At 57.0% G+C, this 14,840-nt stretch carries 13 protein-coding genes and 1 pseudogene; 2 read left to right on the top strand and 12 right to left on the bottom strand.

The window, feature by feature from the left end:
* Window positions 1-18: 18 nt before the first annotated feature.
* Window positions 19-615: pseudogene (locus HMPREF1546_RS12735) on the bottom strand (redoxin domain-containing protein); the annotation flags it as partial.
* 27 nt (window positions 616-642) lie between these two features.
* Complete coding sequence (locus tag HMPREF1546_RS12740; RefSeq protein ID WP_021750051.1) at window positions 643-1,827, bottom strand: MalY/PatB family protein; 1,185 nt, start codon at window positions 1,825-1,827, stop codon at window positions 643-645.
* Between the two features lie 332 nt (window positions 1,828-2,159).
* On the opposite strand from HMPREF1546_RS12740, the gene HMPREF1546_RS12745 reads away from it, so the two are divergent.
* Complete coding sequence (locus HMPREF1546_RS12745; protein ID WP_021750049.1) at window positions 2,160-3,083, top strand: LysR family transcriptional regulator; 924 nt, start codon at window positions 2,160-2,162, stop codon at window positions 3,081-3,083.
* Window positions 3,080-3,985, top strand: coding sequence for a LysR family transcriptional regulator (locus tag HMPREF1546_RS12750; protein ID WP_021750048.1), 906 nt, complete (start codon window positions 3,080-3,082; stop codon window positions 3,983-3,985). Before HMPREF1546_RS12745 ends, HMPREF1546_RS12750 begins: the two co-directional genes overlap by 4 nt.
* A gap of 54 nt (window positions 3,986-4,039) precedes the next feature.
* Here HMPREF1546_RS12750 and HMPREF1546_RS12755 read toward each other — a convergent pair whose 3' ends face one another.
* The 10 genes from HMPREF1546_RS12755 to HMPREF1546_RS12795 all read right to left on the bottom strand — a co-directional run bounded on the left by HMPREF1546_RS12755 (window position 4,040) and on the right by HMPREF1546_RS12795 (window position 14,700).
* Window positions 4,040-5,077, bottom strand: coding sequence for an AbrB family transcriptional regulator (locus tag HMPREF1546_RS12755; RefSeq protein WP_021750047.1), 1,038 nt, complete (start codon window positions 5,075-5,077; stop codon window positions 4,040-4,042).
* Entirely contained in the window at window positions 5,074-6,420 is a 1,347-nt protein-coding gene (locus HMPREF1546_RS12760) for an MmgE/PrpD family protein (RefSeq protein WP_036630731.1), read from the bottom strand. Before HMPREF1546_RS12760 ends, HMPREF1546_RS12755 begins: the two co-directional genes overlap by 4 nt.
* A 71-nt stretch (window positions 6,421-6,491) precedes the next feature.
* The gene (locus HMPREF1546_RS12765) at window positions 6,492-7,859 is read right to left on the bottom strand and encodes an MmgE/PrpD family protein (protein ID WP_021750045.1); all 1,368 of its coding nucleotides are present in this window, start codon (window positions 7,857-7,859) and stop codon (window positions 6,492-6,494) included.
* A 3-nt stretch (window positions 7,860-7,862) separates the two neighbouring features.
* Window positions 7,863-8,369, bottom strand: a complete 507-nt coding sequence (locus HMPREF1546_RS12770) for a 3-isopropylmalate dehydratase small subunit (RefSeq protein ID WP_021750044.1) — start codon at window positions 8,367-8,369, stop codon at window positions 7,863-7,865.
* 21 nt (window positions 8,370-8,390) lie between these two features.
* The gene (locus HMPREF1546_RS12775) at window positions 8,391-9,650 is read right to left on the bottom strand and encodes an aconitase/3-isopropylmalate dehydratase large subunit family protein (RefSeq protein ID WP_021750043.1); all 1,260 of its coding nucleotides are present in this window, start codon (window positions 9,648-9,650) and stop codon (window positions 8,391-8,393) included.
* A 40-nt stretch (window positions 9,651-9,690) separates the two neighbouring features.
* Window positions 9,691-11,073, bottom strand: coding sequence for an MmgE/PrpD family protein (locus HMPREF1546_RS12780; protein WP_021750042.1), 1,383 nt, complete (start codon window positions 11,071-11,073; stop codon window positions 9,691-9,693).
* Window positions 11,074-11,356: 283 nt separating this feature from the next.
* A complete protein-coding gene (locus tag HMPREF1546_RS18920; protein ID WP_021750040.1) occupies window positions 11,357-11,710 on the bottom strand; it encodes an integrase core domain-containing protein in 354 nt (117 codons plus the stop codon).
* Between the two features lie 21 nt (window positions 11,711-11,731).
* Window positions 11,732-12,151: an IS3 family transposase gene (locus tag HMPREF1546_RS18925; RefSeq protein ID WP_021750039.1), complete on the bottom strand. Its 420-nt coding sequence runs from the start codon at window positions 12,149-12,151 to the stop codon at window positions 11,732-11,734.
* 59 nt (window positions 12,152-12,210) lie between these two features.
* Window positions 12,211-12,465, bottom strand: coding sequence for a helix-turn-helix domain-containing protein (locus tag HMPREF1546_RS12790; RefSeq protein WP_021750038.1), 255 nt, complete (start codon window positions 12,463-12,465; stop codon window positions 12,211-12,213).
* A 1,032-nt stretch (window positions 12,466-13,497) separates the two neighbouring features.
* Entirely contained in the window at window positions 13,498-14,700 is a 1,203-nt protein-coding gene (locus tag HMPREF1546_RS12795; protein ID WP_036630727.1) for a site-specific integrase, read from the bottom strand.
* Between the last annotated feature and the right edge of the window lie 140 nt (window positions 14,701-14,840).

Raw genomic sequence — 14,840 nt, forward strand, 5'->3', positions numbered from 1 at the left:
AAAGAGAATCTCTCTTTTTTATACAGTTACACAGTTGCTACCCTTAGCCCATGTATCCAGCAGACGGAGCATCTCACCCAGGCTGGGAATATCGATACTGTGGACCCCGTAGTGGGCATATTCGATCACGCCATCCGAATCCACGATAAACAGCGCGGGGAGCTGCTGCGCCTCGCCCTCGCCTGTCTGGCGCTGGTAGTTGCAGGCCGCCACCGCCGCCTGCTTGTCCTGAAATCGGCGCAGGTCCTCCGGCTCTGTGGGTGTCCGTGCCTCCTTGCTGGCGGCTGCACGAACATCCAGTGCCTTATAAAAGGCATGGGCCGTATCGCAGACTACATCGAAGGGGACCTGCATCTGCCCTTTCAGGCCGGTGATGGAATTCCTGCTGCTTTGCAGCACCGCGAAAACCTGCGCATCCCTGGCCTCAAAGCTGCCGTAAACCTTCGCCAGCTCGTCCAGATCATACTGGCAAAACCGGCATCCGATAAACCGCATCACCCAAAACAGGGTGTGTTTCTTTTGCGCGACCACTTCCGAAACCCGCAGCGTTTTCCCCGCGTATGTCTCAAACTGCAGATCCGGAAACTTTTCTCCTACTGAAACCACTGGCAACGAACGCCGCCTCCTTTCTCCTTCCGCGCTTCAGGCAAAACGCTTTTGATACTGCTGGAAAATCTGATCCAGCCCCTGCTTGAGCACTGCCGTGGAGCAGCCGATGTTCAGTCGGATGAAATTTTTGCCCTCCTGGCCGAAGCCGTCGCCCCGGCTGACAGCCACCTTGCAGTCCTGAATCAGAAAATTCGCCAGCTCGTCGCCGCTGATCCCCAGCTCCGAGCAGTCCAGCCACATGAGATAGGTCGCCTCCGGCTCCACCAGCTTGATCTTGGGCATCTTCTCTTTCAGGTACGTCCGCAGGAAATCCACATTCTTTTCCAGGTACACCAGAAGCTGCTCCAGATAGTCCTCGCACTGGGTATAAGCCGCTACCAGAGCCGGCACCGCGAAAATGTTCTGCTGGATGCTGCGGTTCATTTTAAACCGCTCGTTCAGCAGCTTTCGCAGCTCCGGGTTGGGTACCACCACGGCAGAGCCCCGCAGTCCCGCGCAGTTGAAGGTTTTGGAGGGGGCGTAGCAGGTGATGACATTGTTGCGCATCTTCTCGTCACCCAGCATACCCATAGGGATGTGCTTGTGACCGTAAAGCATCAGATCGGAGTGGATCTCGTCGCAGATGACGACCACACCGTTGTCTGCGCAGATTCTTGACATCTCTGTTAGCTCTTCCTCCGTCCAGACCCGTCCCACAGGGTTATGGGGGTTGGAGATGATCATCAGCTTTGCCCGGGGGTCCTCGGCTCTGCGCCGCAGGTCCTCAAAGTCGATGGTGTAACAGCCGTTTTCATAGATCAGACTGTTGTCGCTGATGACGCGGCGGTTGTCATCGATGGCAAATCCGAAGGGATGATAGACCGGACGGGAAATGATGATGTGATCTCCCTCCTGGGAAAGCGCCTGGATCATGGTGTTGAACACCGGCACGATGCCGGTGGTAAACACCAGCCATTCCGGGTCCATTTTCCAGCCGTGGTGCTTTTCCACCCAATCCACCGTGGCCTTCTTGAAGTCCGGGGTGACAAAGGGGTATCCATAAACTGGATGGGCAGCCCTCTTCATGACCGCGTCCACCACAGGCTGCGGACAACGGAAATCCGTGTCGGCCACCCACATGGGCAGCGCGTCGGGATTGCCAACCCGCGGCCCCACGTTGTCCCACTTGGAGGACGCGGTGTTGTGGCGGTCAATGATCTCGTCAAAATCGTAAACCATACACATTCTCCTTGTAATTTGTATGAAAGGTTTGTTTTTTCTGAAAATTTTCAAAAAAATATGGCGTATTACAGAGGGGATGAACTTTGTTCTGTCTGATCTCCTGACACTGTATCTACGCCGTTTACATCTGTTTGCTTTACTTTTGATAGTCCTATTATATGAGCCTTCTTTTTTCGATTCAAATACTTATATTTCGCCCCTCCCATAGCTTTTTTGCACAGCCTCCCCAATAACTTCTTGCGCTGTCCTGTTAAAAATGCTATACTGCCTTTAAGTACATTTGCTGTTTTACAAACCGTCAGTCGAGCCTTTCAAGGCAAGGAGGCACTGTGACCGATAAAGAAATTCTCTATATCTCCACCATCGCTCAGTGCAGCAGCGTCACAAAGGCATCGGAAAAGCTTTTTATCTCTCAGCCATCCCTGACCCAGGCGCTCCACCGCATCGAAGCCGAATGGGGGGTGGAGCTGTTTTTGCGGGGTCAGGGTGGCCTGCGCCTAACAGAGGCCGGGCGTATCTATCTTTCTGCCGCCGGCCAAATGGCCGACCTCTACCAGAAGATGCAGCAGGAGGTCGGGGAGACATCCGCCCGGATGCGGGGGCAGATGAGCCTGGGCATCACACCTTTTCAGGGCGGGATCCTTCTGCCCTCTTTTTTGTCCCAGTACCATAAGCGGTTTCCCGAAATGAAGCTGTCTGTGGTGGAAAACACCTCCGCCCAGCTAGAGCAGATGATTCTCAACGGGCAGATCGATCTGGCCGTTCTCCACAGTCCGGTCAGTGATTACCGCCTGGGCTACGATGCGCTGTATCGGGAGGAATTTTATCTGGCCGTCCCGGTTTTCAGCAAAGAACATGTTGCCGCCAGCGGTGAATTCCCCGTCATTACCCCCAAAATCCTGGCCAGGCAGAAGCTGGTCATGCTCTCGACCAGCCAACGGATCCGCCAGGTTGCCGATGGCATCTGTTTGACCGCCGGCATCAAGCCGAAGATCCAATACACCACCTCCAACCTCATGACCGCGCTGGGCATGACGGCCCGGGGGCTGGGCGCAACCTTTATCCCCAGAAGCTTTGCCAGCTTTTTCGCCGGCAGTTATCCTGTGGTGTATTTCCGGTTTCCCGCGGAGTGGAACGCCGGATGGACCCTGATGGTGGCATATCCCAGAAATGCGCTCCTTCCCAAGTCCAGCCTGGAATTGATCCGGGCCATGCGGGAGTGCATTGCGTCAATGCCGGAGGTCTTTTTATGAATACATCTCTGCTTCGCTACGCCGTGACCTATGCCGCGTGCGGTTCCGCCCAGAAGGCGGCGGAGCGTCTGGGCGTCAGCCGGTCCTCCGTCACCCGGAATATCAAGCGGCTGGAGGAGGAATTGGGTGCGCCGCTGTTTATCGCCGCGCCGGACGGCGTGGTCCCCACATACACCGGAGATATCTGCCTGCGATACGCCCGGGAGATTCTGAACGTGGAGGAGGACCTCTCCTTCGATCTTGCGGAGGATGGAGTCTATCAGGGCTCTGTCAGTATCGGAATGGGAGCCAACCGCGCCCAGCGGGTCCTTCCGGATGTGCTTCCGGAATTCCACCGCCGTTATCCCGGCATTTCCGTGCAGCTTTTTGAGCTCAGCACCGCCGACATTTCCATCGGCCTGATGAATCAGCGTCTGGACTTTGCCGTAGTCGGGCAGCCTCACTCGGCATCGGGCATCTCCTTTGAGCCCCTGATGGCGGAGCAGCTGGTACTGGTGGCCCCAAAGGGGGACCCCTTCGCCCAGGCCCACAGTTGCCGGCAGGACGGGAAATGGATCGTACAGCTGGATGCTTTTTCAAAAAAACAGTTCATTCTGGGCTTTCCCAATCAGAAAAGCCGGTCCGTCAGCGAACGGATCTTCAAGACCCTCTCCCTGGATGTCAAAATCGTCTTTCAGACCCTCAACAGTGTCACTGCCGCTCTGTTGGCTTACAACGGTCTGGCCTATGCGCTGGTCCCGGAAAGCTGTACCATCACGGGCGAAAATCGGCTCCTCCACTATCACCTCCCGCCCGAGCTGGACGCGGAGTGGATCATCGGCATCGCCACACTGGACAAGTATCCTCTCTCCCATGCTGCCAGTCAGCTGCGCAGCCTGATGTTGGAAAAATTCAAGGTCTAATCAGCCAAGAATCACATTCCGCCCCGGCAGAGTTTCTCTGCCGGGGCGGTTTTTTCAGGCGGCCAGTATTTTGGTCAGGCTCGGCATAAACGCCATGACGCACAGATACCGCACCAGCTGGAGCACTGCCACCTTGGGGGCGTCGCCTCCCTGTTCCAGCGACACCAGGGCCATATCCGACATGCCCGCCGGGACGGAGGCAAAGAGACTGGTGGGCAGATCCAGCCCGCAGGTCTTGTGGATCAGAAACCCCAGCAGGTAATTCACCATGACACAGTTGACCGCCACTGCCGCGGCCGGTAGCAAAAGCTCCCGGAAAGTCAGCAGCTCCGCCAGGGTGATGGTAACGCCGATGTTGACGCCGGCCAGGCATTGGGCTGTCAGCTTCAGCCGTTTCGGCAGCCAGGCATTTCCCGTGCGCACATTGAACGTCGCTACGGCAAACATGGGAAACACCATGGCACCCGCCGGAAAATGGCTGAGCTTGCCCAAAATGCCGCTCACCGCGGCAATAGCCAGCGTCACAAGGAAATTTTTCCCCGTCCGGGCCGATGCCCGCTTTTCCGGCGGACAGCCAATGGATTCCGGCGCGTATTTTCTGCACAGCTGCACATTTACCTGGGGCAGAATGAGGATGGCGATGAGATAGCGCACCAGCTGGAGCGCCGTGGACCGGGCCGGGTCCGCGCCCACGTCCGGCGCCATCAGCGCCACATCCGTCATGCCGCCCGGCATGGAGGAGAGGATCGCCGTGGCGGTGTCCACCGGCGAGACGCGGCAGATGAAGAGGCCGGTGCCCACACTCATGATCACAATGCCGCCGAAGAGCAGCAGCGCGGGCCGCAGAACTGTGCGCAGTTCCCGCACATCCTCACGGCCGATCCGCTGGCCGATAAAGCCTCCCACCAGGGCCTGGACCCCCGTTTTTACCACCTTGGGAAACCATCCTAGCCCCGTGAGGACCTGAAAGGCTCCCACAAAAACGATGGCGCCCACCATGGCTCCTGCCGGCAATCCCAGCCGGTAGAGCAGTACACTGCCCGCCACGCCGATGGCCACCGTGACGCAAAGCCAGATCAGCGTATCTGTCATGAGGCGGCTACCAGCAGGTCCATGACGGTGCGCAGGTCTCCGGCCTCTTCCAAATGCAAGATTGCCTCCATGGAAGCCTCTACCTGCTCTGGCGGCAGTATACGTCCCGCGCAGGTGCGGTACTTCCTGCACACTTCCTCCAGCGTCAGGGGGGCGTGGAGCGGGTGTCCCTTGGAGTAGCGGACCCACTTTTCCAGCCGGGAACCATCCCGCAGCTCGATCGCCACGTTCTGTTGCGCGGATCCCTCTGCCGGTACATCCACGATCCGCTCCATCATGGCGGCATAGTCGGCGCTGTGCAGGCTCTGGTCTGTATACTGCTCCAGGGTCAGCTCTCCGTCCACAAGCGCCGCCGCGATGCCATAGGAGAGGCTGTATCGGGCCTCCAGATCCGTCTTGGGAATGCGGTAGCGGTAGGTGGGCTTGTCCATCTGGAGATCCACATACACGTGGACCACATCCTCTGGCCGGATACCATGCTCACTTTTCAGCTCCAGCACCGCCTGGAGCACCTTGTGATGTGCCCAGCAGTTGGGATAGGGCTTGATGGTGATGCCCGGGTCCAGCAGCCGCAGCGGTCTGCCCAGATCCTCCGTCAGCTTGGAAATATCGTAGGTCCCCGGACCGCAGAGGGCGTCCATCAGCCCGAACCGCCCTTCCAGAGGCTGTGGGTCTGCCGTAAAGCCCTCCCGGCTCAAAAGAGCGGCGGTGACGCCGTTGCGGCTGGCGTTGCCTGCATGGAGCCCCATGCCCATATTGCCGATGTTCTGGCTCAGACCGCCGCCCAGGGTGGCTGCGATGCCCAGCGCCCTCTGGGATGCCTCCACATCCAGGCCCAGCAGCTTGGACGCCTGGGCCGCCCCGGCTACCGCGCCGAAAAAGCCGGTGGGATGCCAGCCCCGCTTGCGCATCTCCCAGGCCTCCTCCGTCACGGCGTTGAGCCGCTGGAAGATCTCATAGCCCATGACCTGGGCCGTCAGGATCTCCTTGCCGGAAAAGCCGTATTTTTCGCCCAGAGCCAGCAATCCCGGCACCACCGTCACCGACGGATGGGAAGGACCGGAATCGTCAAAGCAGATGGTATGAGCCAAAATGCCGTTGGCAAAGGCGGCATTCTCCACGCTAACCCGGCGTCCATAGCCCAGGACCCGGCAATCCCCCTGGGCGCCGATAGCGTCAAAATACTGCCGCAGGATCTCGCTTCTGGGGTGAGCTGCCTCCACCAGGGCAGAGCCCACACAATCTAGGAAGTGACGCTTGGCCAGCTCCACCGCCTCAGGCGGAAGGTCCTCATAGCGCAGGGACAGAACAAACTCCATCAGTTCTTTGGTGTACTCTTTCATGGCAACGCTCCCTGTTTTCGTTTGATAAAGGGAAAAGCCCACCCTTGCGGGAAAGGCTTTTCCCTTTGTGTTCACTTGGTTCCACTCAGATCCGGCAGGCGCTCCTGCTGCTCCAGATGCATCACAGTGCCCAGAAGTTCCTCCACGCAACTGCTGTCCCACACCTGGGCCAGGGAGCGGAATTTTTCCTCCTCCTGGCGGGCAGTCAGCGGTTTTGCCACACTTCCGGACATGTCGTCCACCTGGCAAACCCAGGTGGTGCCGTCTGTCAGCGTCACAGTGACACAGCTGCCCCACCGGCTGGGATACCGCTGGGAAAACAGCGGTGCCTCCCGTACAATGGTGACCTGGGCAATGCGCTGTACCTGGGGGTCCTCCAGCACCTCAGCGGAAAACTCAGAAAGACCCACATGGCCCCGCACGAAAGCGGCGGCACAGGTGAAGGGAATGCTGAATTTTGCCTCCACAGGGCTGCGGGGATACTCCGGGAAGCCGCACTGCAGCACACCCACCTCATAGGTCTCCACCAGCACGGAGGCGATCTGCTCCGGCAGTACGCCTTCTTCCCGCAGCTGCAAGGCGCCGTCGATGGCGTGGTGAGTGGTCCGGCAGCAGGGATAGGGCTTTTTGTCCACTTTCATGATCTCGTAGCCCTCACCCAGGCCTTCCACCAGTCGGGCCATATCATAGCGGTCGCTGACAGCTTGGTAGAGTCCGCCATCCGCCGCGTCCAGAATGTGCTCCGCTCCTGTCATGCCGCTTTTGACCAACAGGCAGGCGGTAACGCCGTTCAAAGCCGCTCGGGCGGGATGGAGTTTTTTGCAGGTGGTGCCCTCCGCCAGGAAGGCCCACAGTCCGCTGGACTGGGTACCGGCAATGCCGAAGGTGTTCACCGTTTCCTGCTCCGTCAATCCCCACAGCTTTGCAGCGGCGGCCGCTGCTCCGAACGTACCGATGACGCCGGTGGTATGCCAGCCCCGCTTACGGTTGCTGGCCACGTCCATAGCCCGTCCCACCCGGCCCATGACCTCATAGCCTGCAATCACTGCCTCCAGCAGTTCCTTACCTCCCAGGTCCATGGCATCCGCCACGGTCCAGGCGGCAGGCACTACCACCGCACCCACGTGGGACTTGGAGGCAGTGTGAACGTCATCCAGCTCCAGCTCATGGGACAGCATTCCGTTCACCAGCACCGCATTATTGAGGCTGGTCCGGGTGCCCTGGCCCCAGGCGCTGGCCAGGCGATGGTTTTTTCCCACCCCTGACCAGTCCTCCAGCTCCGCGGTGATCGCCCGGATCTCCCGGGAGCGGGTGGCACCCAGGGCCGATCCCAGCGTATCCAGAACACAGAACCGGGCTGCCCGCACCACATCGTCAGGAACGGTTTCCAGCCGCAGCTCCCCTACGAAGCGGGCAAGTGCTCTCAATTCCTCTCCCATATCTCAGATATCCAGAGAGTTGTACTTTTCGATGTAGTTCAGCAGACCGCCCTCGTTGATGATCTTGATCTCCTTTTCGGACAGGGTGAAAGGCATCTCAAAGTCCGGGTCGTTGACCTTTTTGATGACCCGGTTCTTCACATCCACGAACAGCTCATCGCCCTCGTCGATCCGGTCGGTGTCGCACTCGATCAGCAGCATGCCGTTGTTGATGGCGTTGCGGTAGAAGATCCGGCCGAAGGACTTGGACAGCACCGCGCCCACGCCGGCCAGCTTGATGATGATGGGGGCGATCTCGCGGCTGGAGCCGCAGCCGAAATTGCGGTCCGCCACAATGAAGTCATCCTTCTTCACGCCCTGGACAAAGTCGGGGCGGTTGTCCTCCAGCACGTGCTTGGCATACTCGGGTGGATTTGCCCGAAGGGAAATCAGCCGGCCGGGGGCAATGGAATCCGTGCTGACATTGGAGCCAAACTTCCAGGCTCTTCCTTGAATAGAATCTCTGATCATACCTGCATCTCCTTCCAATTTTCAGTCCATGACTTCCCGGGGGTCCGTGATGTATCCCGTCAGTGCCGTGGCCGCCGCCGTGGCGGGGCTGGACAGGTAAATGCTGGCGGTGGGGTTGCCCATGCGGCCCTTGAAGTTGCGGTTCTGAGTGGCCACCACCACCTCATTGTCCGCGGGGATGCCCTGGTGGACGCCCATGCAGGGGCCGCAGTTGGGGGCCTCGATCATGGCGCCGGCCTCCGCCAGGGTCAGCAGGGTGCCGTCCCGCAGGCACTCTTTGAACACGTAGGAGGAGTTGGGGATCACTAGCAGACGGGTTCCCTTGGCCACCTTCTTGCCCCGGAGGATGTCCGCCGCCACATGGAGGTCCTCCACCCGTCCGTTAGTGCAGCTGCCGATGTAGATCATCTCCACATGCTGATCGCGGCAGTTTTTGGCCAGATCCACATTCTCCACATAGTGGGGCTTGGAGACCATGGGCTGCAGCTTGGTGGCGTCAATGTCGATGACCCGCTCGTAGTTGGCATCCTCGTCGCCCTTGATCTCCACATAGTCCTCTTCCCGGCCGAACTTCTTCAGGTACTCCCGGGTGTGCTCATCAGTTTCCATGATGGCGTTCTTGGCGCCTACGTCCACGCCCATGCTAGTGATGGTCAGGCGGCCTTCCATAGAGAGGGAGGAAATGGTGTCTCCCCGGAATTCCAGGGACTTGTAAATCGCCTGGTCGGACTTGATAATGCCTGCCAGGTTCAGCATGATGTCCTTGGCATAGACACCCTTGGGCAGCTGCCCGGTGACATTGATGCGGAAGGTCTCAGGCACCTTGATCCAGGTCTTGCCGAACCGGGTCACCGCCACCATGTCGGTGGAGCCGCAGCCGGTGGCAAAGCAGCCGTAGGCACCGTGGACCGTGGTGTGGGAATCGCCCACGATGCACACCGTGCCGCACTTGAGGAAGTTCTCATAGACATGGGCGTGCACATGGCCCGTACCGCCTTCTTCCCAGTGGCAGCCATGCTCCAGGGCATAGCGGCGGCAAAGGGCGTGTTCGTTGGCCACCTCCTTGGTGGACTCCGGTCCGAACTCATTGGCAAAGAGGACCTTGCTAGGGTCAAAGACAGGGTCCTTGTCATAATGACGCTCCTGCATCAGGCGGACCAGCAGCGGACCGGAGCCGTCATGCAGCGCGGCAAAAGCCACGTTGACCACCACGGTCTCCCCGGCCTTTACATCGTAGCCCATGTTTTTGCTGATGATTTTTTCAACCAGTGTTTGTTCCATATTCCATACCACCCTATCTAAAAATAAATAAGATCACTGTTTACCGATGCAACGCGGCGATCAGCCCTTCCGCACCGGGAAGGACCCGCAACTGCTTCACCTGATCCAAAAGGGTCTGGATCTGCTGGTCACTGTAAAGGGCAGAGAGATTGTCCGTGAACTTTCGGCGCACCGCCTGAACATTCAAAGGATTCTGCTCCGTGCCTATCTCCCAGCGCTGGTCCTTGACCAGGGTCCTGCCATCCTTGAGCTTGACTGTGAGGTAACCGGGGAAATATCCTGGGTTGCGCTTGGTATCGTCCTCCACACAACTGATCCGGTCCATCAGGTCCTGGACCTCCGGGTCCTGGGCATACCGCAGGTCGATCTCTCCCGGGCTCACCCGGCCCTTTTCCGCCGCTATGGCCACCACATAAGGCAGGCTGAAGCGCATGACATAGTCCGTCTCGGGACGGGTCTTAACCTCCCGGGGCGTACAGACGATGGGATAGCAGCGGCTTTCGATCCGGCACTCTGCCGATTCGATATCCTTGGCGGTGAATCCGTTCTCGTCCATCAGGGCCCGCATACAGTCGATGAAAGAGTGGGTCATGTGGCACACGGGATACAGCTTGACGGTGATCTCCTTGGTGTGCCAGACCTGTCCCAGGTCGGAAAATGCCTCTTCCAGGCCATCCGTCCCGCCGCAGTGGGTCATCCACATACCGAATTCTCCTTCAAAGACCTGGGCCGGACCAGTAAAGCCTGCCCGGGCCATAGCCAGAGCGTACACAGCACTGTGGGCACCCCAGCCAGGATGAATCTTCTTGGTCCATGTGCCGTCTTGCAGGAACTCCTGCAAACCCGCCGCCTGGCTGCCGCAGATACCCAACGCGTTGGTCAGCACCGTCTCACTGTCTCCCATCAGCTTTGCCGCCACACAGGCAGCAACGTATGCGGCAACCACACCGGTACCATGGAATCCCCGGTCGTGGAAGCGGCCCTTTGCCGCGATTCCAAGACGGGTGATGACCTCCCACCCGGCAACAATGGCTGCTAGGATCTCCTCACCTGTGGAATGGGTATATTCCCCCACCGTTACGGCCGTGGAGACCACCGCCGCGCTGGGGTGCACGATTCCGGCCACATGGGTATCATCATAATCCGCCCCGTGGATGAGGGATGCATTGTACAGCGCCGCGTCAGGCAGGGACGCCTTCTCATTGGTTCCCCACAAAGTGGCCTGCGGCGCACTTCCCATAGCCTCCACCGCCCGCTTGACTGCGGCGGCGTGCTCCATGTTCTGGCAGCTCATAGCCACGCCGAACGTATCCGTAAGCAGTAGCGTTCCATATTCCACAACTTCCTCCGGCACGTCCGCCAGCTGAAGTGACAGGGCAAACTTCGCAATCCTTTGCGAAAGGGACTCCTGATTCTCCATCATTCTTCACCTCCACTTTTTCTGCTCTGAGGGTACTATAGAAATTTTTTAAAATCCAATACTCTTTTTGCCGACCGGCCATTGCATTTTTGCACACCGTTTTCCTTTTTTATTTCCAAACGGCACGGCATGGGCAAAGCGGTCCTCTTCTGTAGAAGAAGACCGCTTTGCATCATTTTCATAGTAAATTCTTATTTTGCTGGTAAAGAGGCCTATAAGGGCAGATGAACTGCCCAATCTTGTGCGGACAGCACAAAAAGGCCTCAATGTAGTGAAATATGAAGTTTTAAGCGGAGTGGCGCAGTGTGAGCGGCGCCACTCCAGTTTTTATCTGAATGCGCTCATGGTTGTAAAAATCGATGTAGCGATCAATCATCTCATTGGCCTCGCGAAATGAGGCTGGTTTATGGCGGTAAATACAGTCAGTCTTGAGGATGGAAAAGAAATTCTCCGCCATCGCATGGTCATAAGGGTTGCCACATCTTGACATGGACGGTGTAATGCCGTATGTTTGAGTTAGCTCAAAATATGCTTGAGAGGCGTATTGAGCACCCTGGTCGCTGTGGAGCTGCAACTCTGCGGCGACCTTCTTTTCTTCTCGTTTCATGGCCAGACGAATGGTGTCCAGCACCAGATTCACCGTCTGTGCCGTTCCTGTTTTCTAAGCCGCAATGCTGTTATCATAGAGGTCCCGGATCATGGATAGGTACAGCATGCCCTGCCTGGTGTGGATGTAGGAGATGTCCGTTACCCATTTGCTGTTGGGCCTATCCGCATGAAAGCGGCGGTCCAGCAAGTTTTCGTATTGATGTGCCTGCTGCCCCAGATTGCCCCATTTTCTGCGCCGCCGAATCTCTGCAAGCAATCCGTATTTCTCCATGATACGCAGGATGGTCTTGGGATTACGGTGGGTGCCTCGCTTTTTCAGCACCAGCCACATCCTGCGGTAGCCATATGTACGAAAGCTGTGCTCTCGCTGTTCTGCAATGATTTCTGCAAGGGCTGCATCTTTCTCCGGCCTGCCCAGGCGATGGACGAAATCATAGTATCCGCTGCGGGATACCTGAAAGAAGCGACACATAACGGATACCGGATATTCGTTCTTGTGCCGGCAGATCACTGTGTATTTTACCCTTGGCCTCACTTCCTTCCTGTGGAGCGCAGAAAATCCCACAGCAGTTCATTTTCCATTTTTAACTGTTTGTTCTCATACTTATACTCCGCCAACGTTTTTGCAGATTTACGTCCTCGTGTCTTTGGAAGGGCAGCTTCCTTTTGCCAGCACTGAATGGCCCGCCGACTGATCCCATACTCCTGGCACAAAGCACGCTGGCTTTCTCCTGCACGAATTCGTGACACCACTTCTTCCCGTATCCCCAACGAATACTTTTTCATCTTTTTTCCCCGACATACTAAGACCCCCTAATGTAGTTCTATTTTCCTACATTAGGGGGCCTTCTGTCTATTGTCCGGTTTTACTGGACCTGTTCACAGATATATGACAGGCATTTTCCTGCACAGTCAAATCGGGCTATGCACCAGGCATAGTGCCTATGTCATAGAAGCTTTTTCAGAATCGGGCACATCTTTCCCCACTTGCAAATTATCCAGCTCTCTGGCACACCCGGTCTGAACCCCCCGGCGAAGCTCACTATCAGTTTCCCATTTTCTTTGTCGAGGCCTCCAGATCTATCGAGGGCACAAAATCACTAAATATCTTAGTCAGCGCCTTAACGCACTGTCTGCAGGCATCAGAAAAATAGGTGTTCTTCCGGTAGACCACACAGGCCCGCCAGCCCGGATCGTACTCCTCATCGATGTAGTAGTTGGCGCCGCTGGGTGGTTTTGAAAACGACAGATAATGCTCCGGAAAAGTGCGAGTCCCAGACCCACAGCAGAGGTGGTTATGCTGGTTGTAACGTCTTATATCCTCCAGACATAAGAAAAACGAGATATTAAAAAATATCTCTAAAATTGAAAAAGAGAATTGACAAAAGCTACGGCGCAACAGTAGAATATATACTGTCCTGTGCGGCAAGTACATTGCTCCAAAGGATGACAGCATCAATAAAGCATCAAAATTGTGAAGAGCGAACCGCTATGGAGTGGTAAGTGTTTGGGACAGTAAGGGAACATTGTATAGGAAGTCGTTCCCCACAGCCACTCCAAAACCGCGTGCCGAGGGTTCGAATCCTTCTGCCCCTGCCATTGATTATCCTGAAAACCCCGAGAAATCGGGGTTTTTTGTTACTTTTCTGAGGGAATGATTTTCGAAAGACCGCGGGTGATGCTCAAATGATGCCCTGAATGTGGTATCTGGCGTCATCCGTTTTTACTGTTTCCGTCTGCTACAGCATCATTTTAGCATCAAAGTTTTGCGCCCCTGACCAGTTATCTGCTGGCCAGGGGAGTTCTTTTTTACGTGCCTCAGAGATCGAATCCTGCCGTGATTCCTGCCAGGCGGGAGGTATCCTTTTTCACGTAGTAGAGTTCTGTGATCTCCGAGGTGGAGTGGCCGAGGAGGTCGGCCACCTGCTGGGGAGAGAGGGAGCGGATGATTCCATCTGGCTGTTTGACCCCGTTGGCCAGATTGGTGGCGAAGGTGTGGCGGAGGGTATGGAGGAGCCCCCGCTGTTCCAGTCCGGCCGCCTCCAGAATGCGGTAGTATCGTTTCCGGAAGTTTACTGGCCGGGTATAACCTCCGTGTTCATCCGAGATGAGAGGGCTGTCCTCTCCGAAGTACCGCTCCGCTCTCAGATCCAGAATAGCATCCACCGCTACCTGATTGAGGGGTACATCCCGCTTGCTGGAGGCCGTTTTCAGTTTGCCGACCTTTACCTCTCTGCCGCTGGTGGATTTGCTCCCCTCCCGCCGGGAGATCTCCTTCACGCCCCTCTGGAGGTGGAGGACGCGGTTCTCCAGATCAACGTCGCTGTTCGGCAGTCTGAGGGCTTCCCCTGTGCGGAGTCTGGTGTTCAGCATCAGCGTATAGGCGGCCGCCTGCTGATAGATGCGCGTCCCGTTTTCCCAGGCCCTGACAGCCTCCGCCTTGAACTTTGCGATCTCCTCCGGGGTGAAGATGGTCACCGTTTCAGAGGTCGGCAGGTCCTCCTTGCCCTGGCTGGCCATGAAGTCTGACTTCTTAATCATGGGCGCCGCAGCCATCGGGTTCTTCGGGATGTACTCCTGCTGGGTCAGATAGCGGAAGTAGTCGGTAAGGATGTTGTAGACCTTCTTGACTGTGGTGTAGGCGTAGCCCTCATTCATCCAGTGATTCAGCAGGGCTTTGATATCTGCCGAGGTGATGTCACCCACCACCCTACCGCCGATGATCAGGTAGATCTGATGCTTGGCAGTGCACTCCAGCCGGTCGTAGGTGCCACGCTCCACGGAGGGGAATTTGAATACCCGGAGCCACCGCCCCATGCTCTCCTCCAGCCTTGCCCTGGACTCATCTGAGGCTGTTAGCTGGCGGTCGAAGTCAGCGAGGTATTCGGTGATCTTCTCCTTGACCTCCTGCTTCATGGTGCCGCAAAAGGACTTTCGCTTTTTCGCTCCCTGCTCGTCCGAGTACCAGACCACGCCGTTCCAGCGGCCGTCTGATCGTTTGAAGATATTTCCGCTTGCCAATAATTTTCACTGCATATTACGGCCGCCCTTTCTCAGCGACATACAATACCACAACCGCAGATGAATAGCCACCTTGAATTAAGACTATTAGTACAATGCTTCTATTTGGGAAGGGCTCCTATTGTTTTATGCGCCGCAAC

Origin of the sequence: Oscillibacter sp. KLE 1745 (genome assembly GCF_000469445.2) — a bacterium.
GTDB classification, from domain to species: Bacteria; Bacillota; Clostridia; order Oscillospirales; family Oscillospiraceae; genus Oscillibacter; species Oscillibacter welbionis.

Excerpts from the sequence above, each read along its gene's own strand:
- HMPREF1546_RS12790 (WP_021750038.1), bottom strand. The coding sequence starts at position 12,465 with ATGAAAAAGTATTCGTTGGGGATACGGGAAGAAGTGGTGTCACGAATT.
- HMPREF1546_RS12765 (WP_021750045.1), bottom strand. The coding sequence starts at position 7,859 with ATGGGAGAGGAATTGAGAGCACTTGCCCGCTTCGTAGGGGAGCTGCGG.
- HMPREF1546_RS12775 (WP_021750043.1), bottom strand. The coding sequence starts at position 9,650 with ATGGAACAAACACTGGTTGAAAAAATCATCAGCAAAAACATGGGCTAC.
- HMPREF1546_RS12780 (WP_021750042.1), bottom strand. The coding sequence starts at position 11,073 with ATGATGGAGAATCAGGAGTCCCTTTCGCAAAGGATTGCGAAGTTTGCC.
- HMPREF1546_RS18925 (WP_021750039.1), bottom strand. The coding sequence starts at position 12,151 with ATGTGTCGCTTCTTTCAGGTATCCCGCAGCGGATACTATGATTTCGTC.
- HMPREF1546_RS12750 (WP_021750048.1), top strand. The coding sequence starts at position 3,080 with ATGAATACATCTCTGCTTCGCTACGCCGTGACCTATGCCGCGTGCGGT.
- HMPREF1546_RS12740 (WP_021750051.1), bottom strand. The coding sequence starts at position 1,827 with ATGGTTTACGATTTTGACGAGATCATTGACCGCCACAACACCGCGTCC.
- HMPREF1546_RS12755 (WP_021750047.1), bottom strand. The coding sequence starts at position 5,077 with ATGACAGATACGCTGATCTGGCTTTGCGTCACGGTGGCCATCGGCGTG.
- HMPREF1546_RS12770 (WP_021750044.1), bottom strand. The coding sequence starts at position 8,369 with ATGATCAGAGATTCTATTCAAGGAAGAGCCTGGAAGTTTGGCTCCAAT.
- HMPREF1546_RS12760 (WP_036630731.1), bottom strand. The coding sequence starts at position 6,420 with ATGAAAGAGTACACCAAAGAACTGATGGAGTTTGTTCTGTCCCTGCGC.